Here is a 16,115-nt window from a genome sequence, read left to right on the forward strand (position 1 = left end):
CCTGGTGCAAACCGACCAGGCAGTAAAACTCGTCATCGACGTAGACGCTCCGGGCGGGCCAGAGCCAGAGATGTCCTCGACGGTAGTGCCTCGCGCGCTCGGTTCGACAAGCGCCACGGTGCCGGCGACGCCGCTACGGCATCTGTGCCCGGAAGAGTTGTTGCGTCCGCCTGCTCTGCAGTATCGGCGCCTCGCTTTCGGCCCAGCGCTCTGCACCGGGTGCGACCACCAAGGCGATCGGAGCTGCACACCTTTCATGCACTGCGTGGTCAGCCTCCAGCCCCGGCACCTTGCATCGGCCGCGCTTGGCGCCTCCGCCGGACGCATGTTGCTATCCGCGTTGCGACGAATGCCACTTTGCGCGCAACCGCGGACTCGCTCGACGCTGACGACTATGTACATGCCCTCTCCAGATGTTGCGCAACGGACGACTTAGCCACTGACCACCATCTCACGGTCGGTGTCGGCTTCGTCCGCATCAAAGGCCATATCGAACGGACCGGGCGCGAGCGTGAGCCGCGAGATCATTCCGCATCGCTCGGTAGGCGGTAGAAGCAGTGTCATAGGTGTTTCTTTTCATCTCGGACGACCGCCATCTGTCAGCATCGATGACGGGATAGGCACGACAACAGCAAGTGTCGTACCACTTGCAAGAACCATCGAAAGTCAGGCGGAAGCAATGATTTGACAGACACTTAAATGCTCGCTCAGGGCCTTGGACACGATCAGTCCGGACATGGGTCGGGAATGCGACAGCGTCGCTCGGGTCATGGCTGGCAGATAGATGATCTGATGAAGGAGCTTTCAGACCGCACGGCAATCGTTAGAGAACACCTCATTGCGGTGGAGCGCGAAGTCACTTCAGCTCGCTCAACGGAACAAAGGCTGTCGGTTTGCCTGGGCCTGCAACCGCATCCTTCAAAACCTTGAATACTCGCTGATCAATCGGCCGCGATGCCACGAAATCAGCATAAGCCTGCTCCAGCATCGCTTTGCACCGAGCTCTGATTTCCGGCTCTGTGGCGCCAAAAAATTGCTCTTTGGCGAAATATTGTCCCATGCGCTTTAGGATGTGAAGGCGCGCGACATTTACAATCTTTGGATCATAATCGACGCCAAGCAGCGAAAAGAACTCCTCTGCCGACGAGGCGTTGCTAAGCCGGTCCAGAATAGGGGCTGCCGGGGATGAGTTGATCATCGAAAGGTCTCCTTTGGATCTGCTTCGGACGCCAAATTAGATACTCTTAGCGCCTGATGATATTGCCGGGGTTCTACCTCGTGCAGCGGGTGCGCATCGCCAACGCCCGCCCTGGAGCGCCTACGCGCTCAACTTCGCTATCCAGATCTGCAGGTTCGGCGGACGGCGACGGCAGCCCGGATGAGGAAGGGACATGAACGGCCAAACCGCAATCGGTGCTGATGCTCGTCCGACCGGTGGTCGGGCGGGACGGCAGCCTCAAGAGAAGACGTCGCTTGGCAGTCCGCGGACGGCTCGCTGCCGGATTGCAGATCACAGCATGAATGCCGGAATAGCCCGTAATAACCGGAGCGCAGATTTGCGACCAGCGAGTTGGCATGCGGAAGTGCGGCATTTTCGCGCCAATCAGTGGCATCGGATGGCCTCCTTGCGACGCACTTGGTCTGTCGAATAGTCGGCGCAAACGATGCTAAGCACGGCTCTTCACCCGCTTTGGGTGGCTGGGCATCCGCACACGTCGCGCCAGATCGCCGCCACCGTTTTGCGCTCGACCGGCAGCTTGTGTTCGATCGCATGCTTGCGAACCTGCGACAGGATCTGTCTGGCTTGATCGGCGCTGGCGGCCAGCTTGAGTTCATCGAGCAACGCCGTAATCGCCGCAAGTCCGGAATGCTTGCCGATCACAAAGCGGTTGCGGCGGCCAAGCAAAGCCGGATCAAGCGACTGATAGGTGCGCTGATCCTTCAAAAGGCCATCGACATGAATGCCGGATTCGTGCGTAAATGCGTACTCTCCAACGATGGCCTTATTCAGAGGAATGGCACGCGCGGCCGCTGCAGCCACCAGTGCGGCGACGTTCTCGAGCTCCGGAAGTATGATGCCGGTCTCGCGCCCGTAGAGCTGCTTGAGTGCGACCGCGACTTCCTCAAGCGGCGCATTTCCGGCCCGCTCGCCTAACCCGATGACGGTCACTGAAGCGTGGCTCGCGCCAGCTTTGATGGCTGAGAGTGTATTGGCGGTTGCGAGTCCGAGATCGTCGTGGCCGTGAAATTCGAGTTCCAAATCGGTGGTCACACGCAGTTTCCTGACCAGCGCGTAGGTTGCGTCGGGATCGAGCACACTGAGCGTATCTGCAACACGAAAACGACGCGCGCCCGCGGCTTTTGCGACTGCAATCAGCCGGATCAGAAACTCGACGTTGGCGCGCGAAGCGTCCTCGCCGCCCACAGAAACTTGAAGCCCCTTCTGACGAGCATAGCCGACCAATTGCCTCACCTGTTCCAGTGCCAGGCTGCGATGACCGCCGAGCTTGGCTGCGATCTGCACATCGGAAGTCGGGATCGACATGTTGATCATGGACACCCGGGCTTCAATCGCCGCATCGACGTCCGCTTTCCTCATCCGGCACCAGCCTATCGTCGTCAGCGGAAGATCTGCTTCGACAATGGCGCGGATTGCTGTGATTTCCTCATTGCCCATCACGGGCGTTCCCGCCTCGATCTCCGTGACCCCGGCCCGCGCAAGCGCCTGCGCGATCGCCAGCTTTTCCTTCGTGGTGAACGCAACACCGGGCGCCTGCTCCCCGTCCCTTAGCGTCGTATCGTTAAGCACGGTCGGCTTCGCGCGTTCTTGATCGAACCATGAGGGTTCGTCGCTAGAGGCGATCACGCAGGCTGGCTCCTTATCTTTGACCACATCCATTTCAGCAACCCGCATGCCACTGCGCTATCCCTGCCAACGGATTGAAAATCTACGCTTCCTTCCTTAACCTCCTCCCGCCAATGGATTGCCGCAAACGCGACTGGCTCATGAAAAGGGCGCTTTTGCCATTCCCAAGTCGAGTTCGAAAGCCAACCCGATTGCAGCGCGACGCGATGTTGGCGATTGATCCCGGAGCAATTCTGGCCGGCATGTCTTGGATCCATGGTCACTTGCTCGCATTAAAGCGGCGTTTATCCGCACGATGACATGCCGCGGGGATCGCTAGATCCTGGAAGCGTTGTCGCGCTGCAACGCACGAGAACATTTGTGGCAAGTCAGATGGGCCAATCAGCGGTGACCCGCTGGCGAGCCGCCTCCAGCAACTGGTCGCGCCGGCGCTCGGCCATCCGGCTCTCACCGCTTTCTTCGCCGAAACAAAGGTTGAAGTCGTTACATTGCGTGCACACTGGTGTTGTGCACATCGCGAGGCCTTCATCCTCGCAAAGCATGCGATAGAAGAAACGCTTCCAACGCATATTGTTGACATTGCGCGCGGCGAGCGGCGCGTAGTGACGGCTGAGCAGCCGAGAGAGCTCGCCACGATTGCGCAATCCGAGATCTTCCCATAGATGGTCTGGTTCGATGGCTCGTCGGGCGATCATGGCAGCCAGCCAGCGGCCGAGATCTCCTTCCGTCGAGCGGTGCTTCAGGAGAAGATCGCGCACCATTGCGATTTCGTCGTTCTCGTTGCATTTGGACCTCAGGAGCTCATCGGGGAGTTCGACCTCAAGTGAGGGAAAGTACTGCGCGAGCAAAGCCGCGAGTTCATCGCCCGATAGGCCAGTCTTCTCCGGAAGAGCGCCACCATCCATCGTGGCAGCCGCCAGAATAGATGCCAAAGCGTGGCGGTCGAAATGACCGTCACTGGCAATGTCGGCATCCGCAGGAAGTACGCCGGTGAGGAGGCGGTAGGCTACAATTCCGTTGGAACTGCTCGCATCAGGCTCACAAGCAGCCATAAACGGAAGGAAGTGCACTTCGGACATGATTTTGTGGGTCTCTATAGCGGCCAGGTTTGCGCCGCCGCATCCTGGTCCCGGCCGGGGGGCGCTGATCAGAATGCCGGCCTCCCCGGATGGGGGGTGAGGGAGGCCGGCATCCGTCGCGCGCCTTCGCAAGGCCGCGACTCACGACCTTTACTCGGCCGCGAGCTCGGCGGCAGTTTTGCCGATGATGGATTCGTCGACCGGCTTCATAATGCCATGCTCCATCAGCATGTCCTCGAGCTCGTCCATGGAGATCGGAGTCGGAATGATGCCCTTGCCGCCATTGTTGTGAACCTTGGTAGCGAGATTGCGATAGTGATCGGCCTGCTTCGAATCGGGCGCATACTCAAGCACCGTCATGCGGCGGAGTTCGGCATGCTGCACCACGTTGTCGCGCGGCACGAAGTAGATCAGCTGAGTGCCTAGCTTCTTGGCCAGCGCCTCCGCCAGTTCCAATTCCTTGTCCGTCTGTCGTTCATTGCAGATCAGGCCGCCCAGCCGCACACCGCCCGAGTTGGCGTATTTCAGGATACCCTTCGAAATGTTGTTGGCGGCATACATGGCCATCATTTCACCGGACATCACGATATAGATCTCCTGCGCCTTGTTTTCACGGATTGGCATCGCAAAGCCACCGCAAACGACGTCGCCGAGCACATCATAGGATACGTAGTCAATGTTCTCATAGGCGCCGTTCTCCTCGAGGAAGTTGATCGAAGTGATGACGCCACGACCGGCGCAGCCGACGCCCGGCTCAGGACCACCCGACTCCACGCAACGGATGTCCTTGTAGCCGACCTTCATCACGTCCTCGAGTTCAAGATCCTCCACGCTGCCGGCGCTCGCCGCCAAGCTCAGAATCGTGTCCTGCGCCTTGGCGTGCAAGATCAAGCGGGTCGAGTCCGCTTTAGGATCGCACCCGACAATCAGGATTTTCTGACCCATCTCGGCCAGCGCCGCCAACGTGTTCTGGGAAGTCGTCGACTTGCCGATGCCACCTTTTCCGTAGAACGCGATTTGCCTTAGTGAAGACATGTTGCTCTCCATCAACCGATTTGCCAAAAGTTGCGCGCCTCTGACGCGCGAGCTTGTTTCTCTCTCTCAGAAACGGGGCACACGGGTTCAAGGGAAGGAGCACATCGCTCGTCTTACGCGTCGGCGTGCACTCAGCCCTCACTCAGTGTTGCTGCCCGATATTAGCAACCGCCGTGCCAACGCTCGTAAGCGCTGCCCAAGTCTTTGATTACATTTAAAAAGCCACCTGCCCGCGAGTGCGCCTGGCTGTTTTGGAATCTATCGGTCAGCGCGGCTGTCAGAAAACGAACAAGAGCGGCAACCGCCGACGCGAAGCCCATTTGCATGGGCTGTCCCATATCCTCAGCCACGGAATGGGACTTGCTACTCCTCTCGTGAACCGGCTCTCTGGGACTTGAGCGGTGCGACAATGTCGGTTGTGATCCAGACTGACCGGACAGCGGATACCAGCGGCGCTTAGCCGACCGACATTGAAGATAATTGGCAAGACCATCGAATGGGCGTCGAACGCAGCAGCGACATGGCCATCGCTCAGCTCAGCCCTGCCAACATAGGTATGACATGGCGACAATCATCTTTTATCAAAAGCCCGGCTGCGCGACCAACGCGCGTCAGATTCAAGCGTTCAACGCTGCCGGTCACGACATCATAGCCAAAGATGTTTTGATGGAGCCGTGGGCTTCGGAAGAACTGCGCCGCTTCTTCGGCAATACCCCGGTCGCCTCCTGGTTCAACCAAGCGGCCCCCCGTATCAAATCAGGCGAAGTCAATCCCGCCATGATTGACGCCCAGCGCGCACTAGCGTTGATGTTAGACGATCCGCTCCTGATACGCAGACCTCTGATCGACGTCGACGGATCACGATGCGCCGGATTCGATCATGAGCTCGTGCTGTCGCTGCTTGGCCGCAAGACCCCAGATGATCTCGATGGATGTGCGCATGACGCAAACGAGACGCGCTGTCCGCAAACGTGAGGCTAGGACAGAAGGCTTTGATGCGAAGAACCACATTTTTCTGCTTCCGGCTTGGTTCGTGACCGCCGACTCGGACCCTCGCTGAGAGGGCCAACCTGGCTGCTCCGTAACACGGATCTGCCGATATTGCCCCTCGGGTGAATGCTGCCTCTACCGGCCCTGCAATGTGCGGGGTTGCTGCGTTGCCACTTTAATCGCGATGGCACAACGGGACTGGATAAGGCATCAAGCCACCAAACAATTTCCTGAAGAGATTGAGACTCAGCACAGGCTATGAATCGAACAGCTATAAAGCAAAGACAACGACGCTTCGATAGCCGTGCTTCTTATGCAACTCAGCCGCATAATTGCTGTGAGCCAGGCACCTTTTTGATCCGCATCAAATCCTCCGCCGCTCGTCATGTGTGACAGAGATCCCGCGCGCCTTATCGCGCGACTTTTGGAATGGAGAATTCGATGAGAACAAGAACAATTTTGACGACGACGTCGCTCCTCACGCTCGCGATCTCGTTGGCCAGCATCTCGGCACAGGCTGCAGATCTCGGTCCGGCGCCAGTTTATTACAAAGCGCCCCCGATCGAACCGTTCAATCCATGGATGATCCGCCTGCGGGTGCTCGGCGTTTTGCCGGATACCGCAGGCAGTTCAGTCCACGTCGCAGGAGTGCCCTCGCTGTCTTCTCCCAACTCCGGGCTATCGATCAGCGATCAAGCCATACCGGAGCTCGACATCACCTATTTCTTCACGAATAACATCGCGGCTGAACTTATTCTCGGCGTGACCCGCCATCACATCAACGGCACTGGCACGCTTAATGGACTCGATATCGGCAAAGCTTGGCTATTGCCGCCGACGCTGACCCTGCAATATCACTTCAACGATTTCGGCCCACTGAAGCCTTATATCGGCGCAGGCATCAACTACACCGCATTCTTCAATCAGTCGGCGGCCAATACGTCGCTCGCCGGCCTTACCGTGACGGATCTGCACATCAGCAACAAGTTCGGCGCGGCGGTCCAATTTGGCTTCGATTACATGCTTGACCGTCACTGGGGCCTCAACTTCGACGTGAAAAAGCTGTGGCTGCGGCCAGACTATTCTGCGACCGTAAACAATGCGATTCCCGTCTCCGGGCGCGCCAATATCGACCCATGGCTCATCAGCGGCGGCATCGCTTACAAGTTCTGACGTCAGAATAGGGTCCAGAGAAGAAGACAAGGTTGTCAATCCGGACGCGGCGAGCCATCGAGCGCGTCCTTCAACCGCACCGCAGTTCATCCGCGAGCGAGATGGCGTGTCAAAGACGCGTCGTCTCGCGAAGAAAGTGAGCGCCATCCGCTCCTTGCGCTTGCCCCGTGCAGCGTACCAGACAATAGAGTGACGCGAACAGATTGATCCAACAGCCATCAAAGAAACACGTTCTTGCTTTGTCAGGCGTTGCGACCGCGCCAGTTGCTGATCGGGTCTGAAAATTCAAGGCGCCGCGCTGCGCCGTGACAATGATAGGCTGACAAGGGAGTTGACGCTCAAGGTTCAGCGCCCGGGCACGAGCAGCGCTCTAATCTGGGCCCGTCTCACCGAACATCTCAAAGAGCGCCATAACGACAAGCTCCATGACGCGCTGTTCGCACGTCCCGACGCCTGAGGGCCGCCCGGTCATCGTGAGCCGACCGACGTGCCGAGGGGACAGCTCATCGACGGAGAAGCTGTCCATGCTTGATTGCCCGGCCAAGCGGCGCGAAGCAAGGCGTTTAGCTGCGCTTTAGCACCATCACGAGGCGGTCGACGCGTTTACCCTGCTTGAGATGGGATTCCAGGATTTCATCGACGTCCTCCGGCGTAGTCGCGCGGTACCAGATTCCGTCAGGATAGACGACCATCAAGGGACCGGAGTTACAATAGCCGAGGCAGCCAGCCATCGTGAAACCGATATCGTTAAGGCCTTGCGCTTCGATCGCCTTGCCCATGCGATCCCACAATGCTTGCGCGCCGGAGGCGCCGCAACTGCCGTGCGGATGAGTGGGCGGACGCTGCGTGTTGCAGGCAAAGACATGATGCCTATAAATTTGGGGGAGCCCGAATTCGGTTTCTGAGTCCATGCGCTTATCCTGTGATCAGTGCGAGCGATCCGAAAGAGACATGGCCCGGGCTCGCATCGCCCTCACAGGGTCTCTTGCTGTCGAACGCCGCATCGATAGATTGATGCTACTGATTTCGACGCGCGCCTGCGAACGCAGGCGAAATGAGCGAACGCAACTTTAATTGTAAACGCTGAAGATCAGCCACACATGACTCACGTCTGGCACAACCTTCCTGATTCGTTTCAACGTCTTCTCCTACCATCGCAATCTCTTTGCTCCTACATTGCTCAACCATCCGATTGCTCCGAAGCAAGTTCCACACCAAATGCGGAATCCTCGCGTTTTTACGACTATCTCTTGCTCTGCCGAGGCGCTCCTCATCGTTGATGCTGGAATTCCGACAATGTCGTTTCTCTTCTGCTTTTTGACAGGACAATCGTTGGCTTCGCATTTGACGCTCCCCATTCTGCTTCGGCCGTTCGCACGCATGATGTGCGCTCTGCTGTTTCCGATCTATTGTTTACCTCAACAAGAGAGCGCCTGACGCAAACGTCCCGACAGTCAGAGTGAACGCAGACCCGCGTTCAAGACTATAGGTTAAGCTGCCTGGACTTGATCGGCTGTCACGAAACCCGCAATACAGCGGACCTGGATCGCGCCCACAACCGTGCACGATACGGTCAAGGCGGACTTGCCGCCTCAATGCCGAACAGCGAACACGTGTTCATTCATGCATGCGTCCGCAAACCTGCGGTGCGCTGAGGATCGCGGCGCCACTCGCTGAGAGGTCGCATTGAGGCGTTTGGCATTGCAATTGCAGCGCAGAAAATAAGCCGGCCGTCGCTGACGGCCAAAAGCTTCTGACACAGGATCGTCATTGTTCCTCCCAAACGATCCTGTCAGTCTGGGTCTCCCCATTCTCGCAGCCCAGACGGTGTCCTCGGCGGACTTCCAGCCGCCGAGGACATTTCTTGAACATGTTCTATCGGCCGGCAGCAAGAAGCACGTCCCGCCTGCGAGATCCATTTGGCGAGTTGACGTAAGAGCAACCTTTTGTTGGTACGGCGGAGCTCGCTGGCGCCCGGCAGCAATGCGTTGGACTGCCGTTCGCTCTGACAAGCTAAGAGAGCATAATACCCATCTGCACCAACGCTCAGGAGCGACGATTTCGTCCTCCGATAAAATCCCTCAGCCACCTTGAACAACAGCCAAATGATACGCCGTTAATCCGGATGGATCGTGATATCCATTGTTTCTTCGCTGTCCTCGAAGCGCTCGGAAGCCCGATCCTCCTCCAGCAGCTTGACGCCACATAGGCAAACGTCACCTTCGATCACGGCGAGCGCTACTGGCTCAAGCGCTTGTCCATTGCAGGGACCATCGATGCACACTCCGGTCTCGATCTCGAACCTTGCACCATGCCGGCCGCATCTGAGAAAGGAATGGTCTGCCGAGAAAAACTCGCCGGATCCGATGTTCAGCCAGACGCCGTCATGCGGACAACGGTTGACATAGCCAAAATAGTCGTTGCCGAAGGTGCGCACCACGATAATGGAAAACAACCGGCTCTCGCCGCTATCATCGATACGCGACAGGCTAAAGCCCCTGGCGCCACTCCGCTCGATGGCATCGGCCGGACAGACGGTAAAAACCTCGATCTGATCGCCCATTGTGTTCCGGATCATCGCTTGGCTCATCCCGGCCTCGCAGTTTCCTGCTTGAAGGCTTCGACCGTAGTACGGCTCAATCGGAAGATGCCACGACCACGAGCGAGCGGTCGATATGCCGAGCTAGCGCGGGCGCTGAGAACTTCAAACCATTGGTTCGGCGTGAGCTTTGCCGGGCGTTCGCTGATCTGGACCACCCTTCCATTCGGAGCGAAGCGGACGTGAATGATGACTTCCTGTACGTTCATGGTAAGCTCTGTTTGACTAACTCGAGACACCCCAGCCGAAACCGATGGTGGCGTGCTCGGATTCGAGCATCTTGGCGCGTAGGCCTTAAGCCACGGCGTGGGCACGACACTTTGCGACGATCGAGCAGGCTTTCTGCGAGCGCGAGGCTGGAGCATTTCTCCCGCAGCTTCCCGAACAGTACATGATGCGGCGGCATGCGACGTGTTCCGCATTTATGCGGATATCTATCCGCCCGCGGGGCATCGCATGACATGCGCTCGATTGATTTCTCATCTCGCGCACGCCCAGAGCTACGATTGTGCTCAATCAATCCTCCTTTCATGTGGTGCACAACGATCATCTCAGTAAATCGCCGCACCTGCGCCCACGTTGATCGAGGCATCTTTCATGGTCTCCACGATAAACGCGATCTGCTTGTTCGTGAGATGGGTGTGAAACGGCAGCGCTAAAGCGCGATCAGCGACCTTTTCGGTAACCAGGAAATCGCCACGGCGATAGCCGAGGTCAAAATAGTGGCGTTGCAAATGCAACGGCTGGCTGTAGGCAGCGGACTGAATCTGGGCGGCGCGCAGATCATCGATGATGGCGTCCCGACCGGATCGCGTGAAGCGTGTCCCCAATTGAACGAGATAGAGCATCCAGTTCACATCCGTCACATCGGGACCGACATAAGGCGGCTTGATGCCTTCAAATGACTGGATATGCGCGTTATAGAGCTGCTCGATGAGCCGACGCCGCTCCAGGATTTCATCGAGACGCTTCAGCTGCGCCAGCCCCAAGGCAGCAGTGAGATCGCTGATGCCAGCCTGGTAAGGTGCTGTGCTCGCGACGACGACTGAGAATCGCTCGTCCAGGCAGTGGGCGCGATGGCGGCGCAACCCAAGCGCAATATCGATGTCATCCGTCACCACCATTGCGCCTTCACCGCAGCTTAGGGCTACCGGCTGGGCAAAGTCGAACACGGCCAGGTCGCCAAATCGGCCGACGAGCTCCCCCTTGTAGCTCGACCCGATCGCCTCGGTAGAATCCTCCAAGAGCAGCAGCCGGTGGCGCTGTGCGACCGTCCGCAGTTCTGCCCATGGCGCAGGATGACCGTTGGGATTGCCGGCGACAATCGCCCGCGTGCAGGCCGTAATCCTCTCTTCGACCTTCGCTGGAACCAATGTTCCCGACCAATAGTCGACATCGGCAAATACCACTCGTGCGCCTGCGAGACTGATGGCATGCGCGGTTTCGCGAAAGGCGTAAGGCGAGGCGATGACCTCATGTCCTGCTCCGATCCCGAGCGCCTTCAGTGCAAGCAGGAGCCCAATGGTACCACTCGAAACCGCAACGGCATGTTTGCGGCCCAGATAGACCGCGAAAGCCTGCTCGAACGCCTCAGTGATCCGCCCACTGGAGATCTGCGACGAACACAGCAGGGTTTCCACTGCAGAGAGCTCAGCGACGGTAATATCCGGGTCCGACAGTGGGATGAAGGATGCATTATTCTCCACATTGTGCGCGCCATCGCACGGATGCTCTGCGAGCTCAGTGCCGCTCACTGCGCAGCGTTCCTTTTGGCCAATATGATGCCAGTCGCCCGTGCTGGATCGGCCGTAATCTGCACGCAGTGATCCGATCCATCGATCAGATGGAGATCGAAACGCACAAACTGCCGGAACGGCTGATCCGGCATATCCGACGCATCACAGCGCACACAAGCAAGCTGCGGAAAGCGGCGCCGCAGCTCGACAAACGGCCCCTCCTCGGCCCTGTCGGCCGCAAGCAGCTGCTCGATTTCAATCAATTCCTGCGCAGTGAGCGTCATCGTGGCTCCTCTGTGACCCCTCAAAAGCCGCCCCTCATTGCCAGAACAGACGCTCCGGATCCGTGTTCAATTCGTCGATCGCTGAAGTCAGGCGGTGATATAGGCTGTAAAATTCCCAGATTCCTTGGGCGTGGTTCTTGCAAAACACCTTCCAAATTCCGCTCACGCCATCATAAAGAATCAGCGCGACGTCGATTAGCGCGCCGTCCTTATCAATATTGCGCGAGCAACAGGGGCTCTCGACGAGGTAGCCGCCCTTCACCGGCGTCACCTTCGGCGAGACGTAGAGATAGCGCGTGCGGGAGCTCAAGCTGCGCTCGATCCGCTTGCGATCAAGCTCGTTGGGGTGCGCCACCAGCCCGGTCTTGACCTTTCTCATCAGCCCGGCATTCATCGCGGAAGCCTCCCTTCAAAGACCTGTGATTTCTTCTTCAAGACAGCCGATGAGCCGCCGTTCTCCAAAATCGACAGTATAGATCGGAACGTTCGCTTCGGTATGGATGGCAACCCTGATGATCTCTCCAGCCACTCCGGCGCCGAGCAAGACGCCGTCAGGCTCCGCATTGGGAAAAGAGCCGTCGTTGATGATATCGACTACGGTTTTAACCTGCTGGCCCCGCCGATATTTCAGAAAACCGCCTTCACTCACCACACGGCCTCCTCCGGCAATGGCAGATCATCGATCTCCTCGCAGGCATCCACCGGCTCGAGTTCCTTGCGCTTCATGCCAACGCGGTAGCCGCTTTCCAGAAACTCGACACCGTAGATGTAGAACTGCTGCAGGAATGTGCCGATCGAGATGACGTAACCGATCTCACCCTTCTTGACCAAGATGTCGCCAATCTCCTTGCCGCGAAAGGTGCCATCATTCCGGATGCTGCGATTGGCTCGTACCTTTTGGCTAAAACTGAAGACAGGCGGCTCGTCGAGCTCGACGACGTCGCTGTCGCGAACAATACCGCTCATGTAGCGCTCCTCATGCATCGCTCGCTGGCAGACATGCAGGGGTGCTGCCCGGTCCGACCAGGAGACATCCTCCACGATTGTGTTCATCCCTCGCCGCACTCAGCCGATTCGCCCACCGCAATGCGGTTCGCCAGTTCGTGCCGACGCCAGGATGTCGCTGTAGGGCAGTCCGTGCCCCGAGTGACAGCCATTCCGCGATATCTAGCCGCGCTCTGGCGTATCGGCCCGTAGCCACACCAAGTAGCCCCGCAACGGCAGCGCGACGCGGCACGATGTGTCGGAACTGGACGTCCTCAGCGCAGACCGATTGATTGCGGAGCTGCGGGGCGAAGTGGCGCGCGACGGCGTCGCCGGCTCCTTGTCGGTCAGCATCGGCATCATTTCCCCGTATGAAACGATGTTCCGGCTTGGGCGACGAGGTTTCTATAGCCGTCAAGCATCGACGATAAGACAATGGCATTAGCCTGCGCGGACACGATCGCTGGGGCCTCGACGTCTGCGCGCCAAGCGCCGCCGTTGCCGAGCGCGGGATTCCGCCGGGAGACGTGCTGGAGACGTTGCCGGCATGATCATTTGCGCAAATAGCCGAACGCCGGCAGTCGCAGCCCTTCTTGCGCGACGGACGAACGCAGGCACCGTAACTGGAGTGATGCCCCGGGGCGGCGTTGCCAATGTGACCGATCTTCGGATTGGCTCCTCCGCTCCAGGACGTCCGCGAACGATTCGGTACCGATCGTGTCAGCCGGTTCGAGTTCGAGCAGCTTGGTCGCGGCCTCGCCCCTGCTTCCAAATTGCCGGCCCATATTGGGAGGCCGGTGAGGTCCTTCAACACGGTGGGATGCAACCGCGGCATGATGATATCGGCGTGATCAAGTGCAGCATCAGTCGCGTTAACCATCCACCAGTCTTGGCCCGGGACTTCGCCGAACAAAGAGCGCGCGATCAGCGCTCCCTGACCGGCAGATGGCGACTTGGCTGCTGCCTCGAAGGTCATCGGCGGCTTCGCTCGCCCGGCACATTCCGCGATGTTGCGGCTCGGTAAGGCTGATCCCGCCGGGCATGCGCCGATCAGCGTGACCTCGTCAGTCACATCAACGATAACGGCGCTGCCCAGAAGCCTACGCTCGGAGCTGAGAGGCGGTTTTGGCCTGCCGCGCCAAATGAAATGCCTGCCGACGCTCCGCTGCCGGCGAGCAACAGCACGATCGCGGGGACATCCGGAGCAGTCGTCTTCGCGAAGGGAGGTGCGAAGGTCGAGACCTGCCGTGTTGACAACGCGCCGCACGAAGTTTGCAAATTTTTCAGCCCCAGCTCTTGGCATGCCGTTCATGGAAGCTCGCGTCCTAGGCTGGCGCCTGATAGCGGGGCAAGGAGGTGTCAACTACGCAGGTATTGTCGACCGGACAGGCCGCGGCGCATTGCGGCTCGTCGAAATGGCCAACACATTCGGTGCATTTCGTCGCTTCGATGACAAAGCTTCCTCCCTTTTCCGAGATGGCAACGTTCGGGCATAAGGGTTCGCAAGCCGAGCAGCTGGTACACTGAGAGGCGATGATCTTGAATGGCATATATCCCCCTTACGCCGCGGAGATCAGAGCTCCCTGGCGGATCGCGGCGTCGCCGCGCTTCTCATGCTGGACATCGCCGCTCTTCACCTTGTCTAGATAGGACCTGAACCAGGCGATCGTCGACTTCTCGATGAACTCATGCGCGTATTGATCGACTGGCTCGATCCCGGCCTTGATCAGGTTGCTTTTTGGGCAGCCACCGATCTTGGCCACGAACACCGCATGGCAGTCATGGATGCCACGAATGATGGTCGAAAGCCTGTCCTCCTCGCCATAACCGTCCTGGCAGTAGACGTCGACGCGACGGTGACCGATGAATTTGGCGCCGGATGTAGAAAGTTCGTATACTTGGAATTCCTTTGCATGCCCAAAGTGCTCGTTGATGAGTCCCGCGCCCTTGGTTGCGACCGCCACCACAACCGTGATCGCGCTCGTCTCGCCGGCGAACTGTGAAAGCTCTTCTTGGTGGGCCACGACGCTGGCGGCACGCTCGTCCTCCACCCTGCCCTGATGAGCCTTGCGCGTCCCAAGGTCATATTTGACGTCCATTTTCATGATCTGATCGGTACTGAACTCCGCGCTGCGATCCTCTCCGATCAGTCCGACAGCATCAGCGCGGCACTGGCGACAATGCCGCATCATGTTCATCTTCCCTTCACAAGCATCCTGCAGCGTCTTCAATTCCTGCGCCGTCGGCCCCCGCTGACCGTTTAGGCCAAACACCGTGCCGTACTCAGGCGCGGAGATCAGCGGCATGATATTGTGAAGGAAGGCACCGCGGGCCTTCACCGCCTTGTTGACCTCAACCAGGTGCTGATCGTTGATGTGGGGGATCATCACCGAGTTGACCTTGCACAGGATCCCCCGTTCGCTAAGCATCTCCAGTCCTTGCAGCTGACGGTCGATGAGTATCCTCGCCGCATCGATGCCGGTGTAGCGTTTATGGTTGAAGAAGATCCAGGGATAGATCTTGGCGCCGATTTCGGGATCGATCGTGTTGATAGTGATGGTGACGTGGTCGATTCTGGACCTGGTGATCGTGTCAATATGGTCCGGCAGAGCCAGTCCGTTGGTCGACAGACACAGCTTGATGTCGGGCGCCGCCTTGGCGACCAGTTCGAATGTCTTGAACGTCTTTTCTGGATTAGCGAGAGCATCGCCGGGACCAGCGATTCCGAGCACGGTCATCTGCGGAATGGTGGTCGCGACCACGAGCACTTTTCTCACCGCCTGCTCGGGGGTGAGCTTCTCGCTCACCACGCCCGGGCGAGATTCATTGGCGCAGTCATATTTGCGGTTGCAGTAATTGCACTGGATGTTACAGGCCGGCGCGACCGCCACATGCATGCGGGCGTAATGATGATGCGCCTCTTCGCTGTAGCAGGGATGATTCTTCACCTTTTCCCAGATTTCGCTCGGCAGATCGCCTTGGCTTGTCCGTGACCCGCAGCCTGCCTGGGCGGTCTTGGCTGCGGTGCGACAGCCCTGTTGCTCGGCGGCAGACTGCATCATCGTGCCGTTATCCAGCGCAGCTTTGGCGTATCCTCCGCCCCCCACGACCGCATTCATTCTCTTTCTCCCCGCAGGCACATTGGCTTCCCAGGACCATCCGTGAGCGAGCCTCTAGACGAGCCATAGCAACTCACATGCCACGGCGCAGAAGACGCACTTTCGTCGGTTTGTCATAGCGTTAGCTGACCCGGCCGACGTTGAGACATGTAAGAGCCGCAATGATACGCTTGTTAAGAATGCGACAGATGCGTCCCCATCCTCACTTAGAGCTTCGCGGGCTGGCGCATCAATGATGGCCGCAACGCGC

General features: G+C 58.5%; 15 protein-coding genes. 2 read left to right on the forward strand and 13 right to left on the reverse strand.

What is annotated here, in order from left to right; all coding sequences use genetic code 11:
- Positions 1–856: 856 nt before the first annotated feature.
- The 4 genes from nifW to nifH form a co-directional block, all read right to left on the reverse strand.
- A complete protein-coding gene (gene nifW, locus J2R76_RS20070) occupies positions 857–1,198 on the reverse strand; it encodes a nitrogenase stabilizing/protective protein NifW (RefSeq protein WP_253624726.1) in 342 nt (113 codons plus the stop codon).
- Between the two features lie 483 nt (positions 1,199–1,681).
- On the reverse strand, positions 1,682–2,914 hold the full coding sequence (gene nifV / locus J2R76_RS20075) for a homocitrate synthase (RefSeq protein ID WP_253624727.1): 1,233 nt from the start codon (positions 2,912–2,914) through the stop codon (positions 1,682–1,684).
- A 320-nt stretch (positions 2,915–3,234) separates the two neighbouring features.
- Positions 3,235–3,945, reverse strand: a complete 711-nt coding sequence (locus J2R76_RS20080) for a nitrogen fixation protein NifQ (protein ID WP_375166516.1) — start codon at positions 3,943–3,945, stop codon at positions 3,235–3,237.
- Between the two features lie 150 nt (positions 3,946–4,095).
- Positions 4,096–4,980 carry a nitrogenase iron protein gene (gene nifH / locus J2R76_RS20085; RefSeq protein WP_253626052.1) on the reverse strand — a complete coding sequence of 295 codons (885 nt, stop codon included), beginning with the start codon at positions 4,978–4,980 and terminating at the stop codon, positions 4,096–4,098.
- A gap of 561 nt (positions 4,981–5,541) precedes the next feature.
- Here nifH and J2R76_RS20090 point away from each other — a divergent pair.
- Together J2R76_RS20090 and J2R76_RS20095 are read left to right on the forward strand one after the other, a co-directional pair.
- Positions 5,542–5,955, forward strand: a complete 414-nt coding sequence (locus tag J2R76_RS20090) for an ArsC/Spx/MgsR family protein (protein ID WP_253624728.1) — start codon at positions 5,542–5,544, stop codon at positions 5,953–5,955.
- Between the two features lie 444 nt (positions 5,956–6,399).
- Positions 6,400–7,143: an OmpW family protein gene (locus tag J2R76_RS20095; protein ID WP_375166517.1), complete on the forward strand. Its 744-nt coding sequence runs from the start codon at positions 6,400–6,402 to the stop codon at positions 7,141–7,143.
- A 563-nt stretch (positions 7,144–7,706) separates the two neighbouring features.
- Here the strand turns inward: J2R76_RS20095 and J2R76_RS20100 are convergent.
- The 9 genes from J2R76_RS20100 to nifB all read right to left on the reverse strand — a co-directional run bounded on the left by J2R76_RS20100 (position 7,707) and on the right by nifB (position 15,865).
- Positions 7,707–8,054, reverse strand: coding sequence for a ferredoxin (locus J2R76_RS20100; protein ID WP_253624730.1), 348 nt, complete (start codon positions 8,052–8,054; stop codon positions 7,707–7,709).
- 1,205 nt (positions 8,055–9,259) lie between these two features.
- Positions 9,260–9,733 (reverse strand): Rieske 2Fe-2S domain-containing protein, encoded by a 474-nt coding sequence (locus J2R76_RS20105; protein WP_253624732.1) that lies wholly within the window; start codon positions 9,731–9,733, stop codon positions 9,260–9,262.
- Positions 9,734–10,293: 560 nt separating this feature from the next.
- A complete protein-coding gene (locus tag J2R76_RS20115) occupies positions 10,294–11,448 on the reverse strand; it encodes a DegT/DnrJ/EryC1/StrS aminotransferase family protein (RefSeq protein ID WP_253626053.1) in 1,155 nt (384 codons plus the stop codon).
- Between the two features lie 44 nt (positions 11,449–11,492).
- Entirely contained in the window at positions 11,493–11,762 is a 270-nt protein-coding gene (locus tag J2R76_RS20120) for a hypothetical protein (protein ID WP_253624735.1), read from the reverse strand.
- Positions 11,763–11,796: 34 nt separating this feature from the next.
- The gene (locus tag J2R76_RS20125; RefSeq protein ID WP_253624737.1) at positions 11,797–12,156 is read right to left on the reverse strand and encodes a DUF3024 domain-containing protein; all 360 of its coding nucleotides are present in this window, start codon (positions 12,154–12,156) and stop codon (positions 11,797–11,799) included.
- A 15-nt stretch (positions 12,157–12,171) separates the two neighbouring features.
- The gene (locus J2R76_RS20130; RefSeq protein ID WP_253624738.1) at positions 12,172–12,411 is read right to left on the reverse strand and encodes a nitrogen fixation protein NifZ; all 240 of its coding nucleotides are present in this window, start codon (positions 12,409–12,411) and stop codon (positions 12,172–12,174) included.
- Positions 12,408–12,728 carry a nitrogen fixation protein NifZ gene (locus J2R76_RS20135; protein ID WP_253626054.1) on the reverse strand — a complete coding sequence of 107 codons (321 nt, stop codon included), beginning with the start codon at positions 12,726–12,728 and terminating at the stop codon, positions 12,408–12,410. The genes J2R76_RS20130 and J2R76_RS20135 overlap by 4 nt, the downstream gene beginning before the upstream one ends.
- A 1,343-nt stretch (positions 12,729–14,071) precedes the next feature.
- On the reverse strand, positions 14,072–14,296 hold the full coding sequence (locus J2R76_RS20140) for a 4Fe-4S binding protein (protein ID WP_253624740.1): 225 nt from the start codon (positions 14,294–14,296) through the stop codon (positions 14,072–14,074).
- A 9-nt stretch (positions 14,297–14,305) separates the two neighbouring features.
- Positions 14,306–15,865, reverse strand: coding sequence for a nitrogenase cofactor biosynthesis protein NifB (gene nifB / locus J2R76_RS20145; RefSeq protein WP_253624741.1), 1,560 nt, complete (start codon positions 15,863–15,865; stop codon positions 14,306–14,308).
- Positions 15,866–16,115: the final 250 nt, after the last annotated feature.

The organism is Bradyrhizobium sp. USDA 4532 (assembly GCF_024171315.1).
Lineage (GTDB): Bacteria > Pseudomonadota > Alphaproteobacteria > Rhizobiales > Xanthobacteraceae > Bradyrhizobium > Bradyrhizobium australafricanum.